Origin of the sequence: Micromonospora sp. NPDC051296 (assembly GCF_040682255.1) — a bacterium.
Taxonomy (GTDB): Bacteria; Actinomycetota; Actinomycetes; order Mycobacteriales; family Micromonosporaceae; genus Micromonospora; species Micromonospora craterilacus.
In genome coordinates, this window is sequence record NZ_JBFBAO010000464.1 from 1 (window position 1) to 4,674 (window position 4,674).

A 4,674-nucleotide genomic window follows, 5' to 3' on the forward strand; every position below is an offset into this window, starting at 1 on the left:
GGCGGTCCTGCCGGCGCTCTACCTGCCGAACACCGTGCACGACTTCTTCGACCTGAAGATCTACATGTCGGCGATGGATTGGTGGGCCGCCGGCAACCCGCTCTACGACTACGTACAGCCCGACCGGGTGCAGGGCGAGCTGTACTTCACCTATCCCCCGTTCGCCGCGTTGCTGCTGCTGCCGTTCAGCCTGCTCAAGCTGGGCGCGACCGTGGCGATCTTCACCGGGCTGACCCTGCTGGCCGTGGTGGTCACCACGAGGTGGCTGCTCGACCCGGTGATCCGCCGGCACCACCTGCCCCGCCTGCTCACCCTCGTGGTGGGGGTGCTGCTCGTGCTCGCGGTGGAGAGCACCCGGGAGACGATCACCTTCGGCCAGATCAACATGCTGCTGGTGGTGCTGATCCTGGCCGACCTGCTGTTCGCCGTACCCCGGAACAGCCGGTGGGCCGGCGTGGGCGTCGGGCTGGCAGCGGCGCTCAAGCTGTTCCCGGGCATCTTCGTGGTCTACCTGCTGGCCAGCCGGCGGTGGCGAGCGGCGGCGGTGGCGGCGGCGACCGCCACCGGGGCGACCCTGCTGGCCGCTGCGGTCGCGCCCGGGGACTCGTGGCGGTTCTGGACCCACGAGTTGTGGGCCACCGACCGGGTCGGTCGCACCGACTACACCGGCAACCAGTCACTGTTCGGCCTGTTGAGCCGGATCACCGCCCCAGAGGAGCCGAGCCGGCTGGTCTGGCTGCCGCTGGTGGTGGCCGTCGTCGGGTACGGGCTGTGGCGGGCGGCCCGGGCGGCCCGCGCCCGGGACGCGCTGACCGGCCTGACCCTGACCGGCCTGGTGGCGGCGCTGATCAGCCCGATCACCTGGACCCACCACATCTACTGGTTCATTCCGGCGGTGGTGATCCTGGCCGACGCGGCGCTGAGCACCGACCCGCGCACCGCCGCCGGGGCACGCCGGCGCCGCCGGCTGGTCTGGCTCGCCGTCGGCACCTCGGCGATCATCGTGTACGGCGTGGTGTCCTTCTACGACTTCGGGGCCGCCCCGTCGCGTACCGACACCCCCTGGGAGTTCCTGCTCCGCAACTCGTACGTGCTGCTCTGCCTGGTGCTGCTGGTCGCCCTACCGGTGCGCCCCGGGGCCGACGTGCCGAGGAATGAGTCGCGTGAAGCGGACACTCTTCCCGAGACGCCCATTCACCGGTAATCTTGCGCCAAACAGCTCATCCCCTCCGATGAGCACCGATATCCCCCGGTGAGGGCGGCCCTCCGTGTCGGCAGCGCGGAGGGCCGCCCGCCGTCCCCCGTCCGTCGCCCCACCCCCGTCCGCCGATCATGCACTTTCGGTCGCCAATATGCCCCTTTTGCAGCTTTTGCGGGGACGACAAGTGCAAGATCGGTGGAGCCGGGCGGCGAGGGGCGGCGAGGGGCGGCGAGGGGTCAGCGGGGTGGCGCGGCAGGGCGCAGCGGGTGGTGTGGGGCGGGCAGGTCGGCGAGCGTCTCCGGTCGCCGCATCGGAGCAATCGCCGGCCGGAACGGGCTGGGCACGACGCTGCCCACCGACACGAGCTGCCGTACGGCCAGCGGGCGCGGCCCGGGCTGCGGCGGGGCGCCAAGGCCACTGAGCGAACTCATCCCGAGCCGGCCGGCGAGCACCGGCACCTGGTCCGGCTCCACCACGAAGACCACCTCACGGGGGCGCATCGGGCGCAGCAGGACCAGCGCCGCGAGGATCACCAGCAGCATCCCGCCGGCCAGCGACCCCCAGGTGGCCGGGGCGATCCACCCGGCCCGCAGTTCCGCGCGCAGGTCCAGGGCCAGGTCGGCCTGGCCGTCGGGCCGCATCAGCACCAGGCTGAGCCGCTGGCCGGCCAGGTCAGCGGGGCTCCACTCCAGCACGCCGGCACCGGCGTGCACCCAGAAGGTCTGTGCGGCGGGGCCGGCGGGGACGGTCGGTGGCGCGTCGTCCGCCGGCGTGACCTGCTCCAGCCGGACCGGCAGCGGTCCCCGGGCCAGCGCCATCCGCTGGACCACGGCGTGCGGCGCCCCCGCGAGCCACCGCCGGGCCTCCTCGGCCGGGGCGAGCCCGACGAAGGCCGGCCCGTCGGGCGTACGGGCATCCAGCCGCAGCCGGGACTGCCCGCCTCGGGCGAACGGCACCTCCTGCCGCACCAGCGCGTCGAGGTCGGTCACCACCACCGCGTGCCCCGGCGTCTGCACGGTCTCGAACTGCGCGGTGAACGCCCCATTGGGGGCGGCATGGCCGGTCACCAGGCCGAGCGCGGCAGCGCCGAGCAGCGCGGTGGTGCCGATGGTCAGCAGCACCATTCCGGTCAGCGCCCACACGAAACGCATCCGCCCTGTCCCCCTCCGTAGCCAAAACACCCGGCCGACCTTACCCAGACGGAGCCGCCGATCAGCGGATATCCACGGCACGGACGTAGAAAGCGGGCAGGCCCGCCGGAAATCTCCGGCGGGCCCGCGAGGCAATGACGGTCAGGACGTCGGTGCCGGCTCGCCGCTCTGGGCGGCGTCGCCGCCCTCGCGCCGGGTACGCGCGAACGCCAGCCCGCCCAGCACCAGCCCACCGACCCCGGCGATCAGCCCGGCGACCCCGAGCCCCACGGCCAGCCCGTTGCCGTCGTCGCCCTCGTCAGCCGCGCCACCCGCCACGGCGGGCGACTCCGCGGGCTGCGCCGACGGCGTGGCCGGCGTGGCGGCGGTGAGGGTGAGCACCGGCGCCGGGGCGGCCGGCTCGGTGCCGGGCTGCGGCTCGTCGATCCAGCGCACCACGTCACCGTTGGAGTAGGTCTGCAACGCCTTGAAGACCATCTGGTCCACCTCGGGCAGCGGGCCCATGGAGATCGGGAACTCCTGGAAGGTGCCCGGGGCGATCGCCGCAGCGCCGCTGGCCGTCCAGGTGACCTTGGCCACCACCTCGGAGATCTCACTGCCATGCACCAGCACCGGCGGGTCGACCTTGCGCTTCTCCACCGCCACCGTCCAACCCGGCACCGGCATCGTGGACACCGAGCCGACCGGGGCGTTCTCCGGCAGGAAGATCTCCAGCTTGGTGGTCGACGCCGAGTCGCTCTCGTTCGGCACCCGGAACGCGAACCGGCCGTAGCCGCCCTGCTTGGCCTCGTTCGGGTTGACCGTGACGTGGGCCGACGCGGGCGCCGCGAAGCCGAAGACGGCCGTGGCGATGGCGCCGAGCGCCAGGGCGGCAGCCGCGCCTGCGGTACGCCGGTGACGGATCATCGGTGGAACCTTTCTAACGGATGGGCACGGTGGCGGTCACCGTGGCCTGGTCGATCTCGGTGGTGCGGGCGGTGACCCGCATTTCCCACTCCCCCGCCGCGGGCAGGCTGATCTCCCCGGTGGCGTGGTTGTCGGTGAGCGGCAGCAGCGGGACGTCGATCGGCTCGATCCCGGCCGACGGGAGCGCGACGGTGGCCTTCCACTCGACGACCGGCTGCGGCCGGTTGTCCAGCGTGTACGCGTAGAAGTGCACCGAGTTGTTGCCCCGCTCGGCCGGGGTGATCTCGATCTGCAACGAGTAGAGCGAGCTGTTCACCCTGGTGCTGAAGGAGCCACTGTCGAGGGCGGCCACGTCGGCCGAGGCGGTGCGGGCCGGCGGGGTCTGCACCAGGACGGCCGACACGCCGAGCACGATCGCGGTGATCGCCAACTCGGCCAGGATCGCCCGGCGTACCGGCGCCGGTCGGCTCGCCGCGATCCGCTTGCGCACCAGATACCGGGAGTACGCGGCCACCGCGATCACCGCCGCGAACAGCCCGATCTTGGCCAGCACCAGCCGTCCGTACTGGGTGCTCACCAGCGCCGCCGGGGTAGCCACCTCGATCAGGGCCTGGACGATGCCGGCGAGCAGCAGCGCGGAGACGGCCAGGGCGGCCCAGCGCGACCAGATCGGCAGGATCGCGCCCAGCTCCCGCTCGTCGGCCCGGGGCAGCAGGAACACGGCGAGCATCACCAGCCCACCCAGCCAGACCGCCATGCTGCCCAGGTGCACCGCGTCGACGACCACCGACACGGCCGGCGCGGGCGAGGCCGCCGGGTGCCCGGCCAGCGGCCAGGTGAGCAGCGCTCCCCCGGCGAGGACGCCGAGGATCACCAGGTCGGTACGGCCCACCGGCCCGGCCAGCAGCGGCCGGAGCAGGAACGCCGCCGCGGCCAGCAGCCCGAGGCGGACCAGATGGGCGGCCCCGAACGCGCTACCGAGCGTCAGGCTGAGCCCCTCGCCGGTGATGTCGAACGGCCCGCCGCCGTTGGTGTACGGCACCTGCAGCAGCGTCACCGCGACCGTGGCCAGCGCCACCAGCCCGAGGCCGGTCCAGGCCAGCCGGGCCGGTCCCCGGCGAGACAGCCGGCGCGGCCAGAGCAGGGCGAGCACCAGCGCCGGGCCGACCACCAGCAGCAGGCCGGCGTAGCCGACGAACTTGGCGACCTTGATCGCCGCGCTGACCACCGGATCCGCCCTGCTGTCGTTGCCGGTGTCCACCGGCGGCTCGGAGGGGGCGCCGACGGAGTAGGTGAACGCCCCGGAGACCGGGTGGCTGTCGGCGGAGATCACCCGGTACGTGACCAGGTAGGTGCCGTTTCCGGCGGAGGTGTCGACCGGGATGTTGACCACGCTGTCGGCGAAGGTCGGCTCAC

The 4,674-nt window shown here is 73.2% G+C and carries 3 protein-coding genes and 1 pseudogene; 1 reads left to right on the forward strand and 3 read right to left on the reverse strand.

The window, feature by feature from the left end; genetic code table 11:
• A partial coding sequence (locus AB0M52_RS30870; RefSeq protein ID WP_363961016.1) for a glycosyltransferase family 87 protein occupies positions 1 to 1,204 on the forward strand: 1,204 nt, incomplete at its 5' end.
• A gap of 233 nt (positions 1,205 to 1,437) precedes the next feature.
• Here AB0M52_RS30870 and AB0M52_RS30875 read toward each other — a convergent pair.
• From AB0M52_RS30875 to AB0M52_RS30885, 3 genes and pseudogenes are all read right to left on the reverse strand, one after another.
• Positions 1,438 to 1,824: pseudogene (locus AB0M52_RS30875) on the reverse strand (hypothetical protein); the annotation flags it as partial.
• A 669-nt stretch (positions 1,825 to 2,493) separates the two neighbouring features.
• Positions 2,494 to 3,258: a YcnI family protein gene (locus AB0M52_RS30880; RefSeq protein ID WP_363961018.1), complete on the reverse strand. Its 765-nt coding sequence runs from the start codon at positions 3,256 to 3,258 to the stop codon at positions 2,494 to 2,496.
• Between the two features lie 13 nt (positions 3,259 to 3,271).
• On the reverse strand, positions 3,272 to 4,674 hold a 1,403-nt coding region (locus tag AB0M52_RS30885; RefSeq protein ID WP_363961020.1), incomplete at its 5' end, for a CopD family protein.

Coding starts and splice junctions, on each gene's coding strand:
- AB0M52_RS30880 (WP_363961018.1), bottom strand. CDS start 3,258: ATGATCCGTCACCGGCGTACCGCAGGCGCGGCTGCCGCCCTGGCGCTC.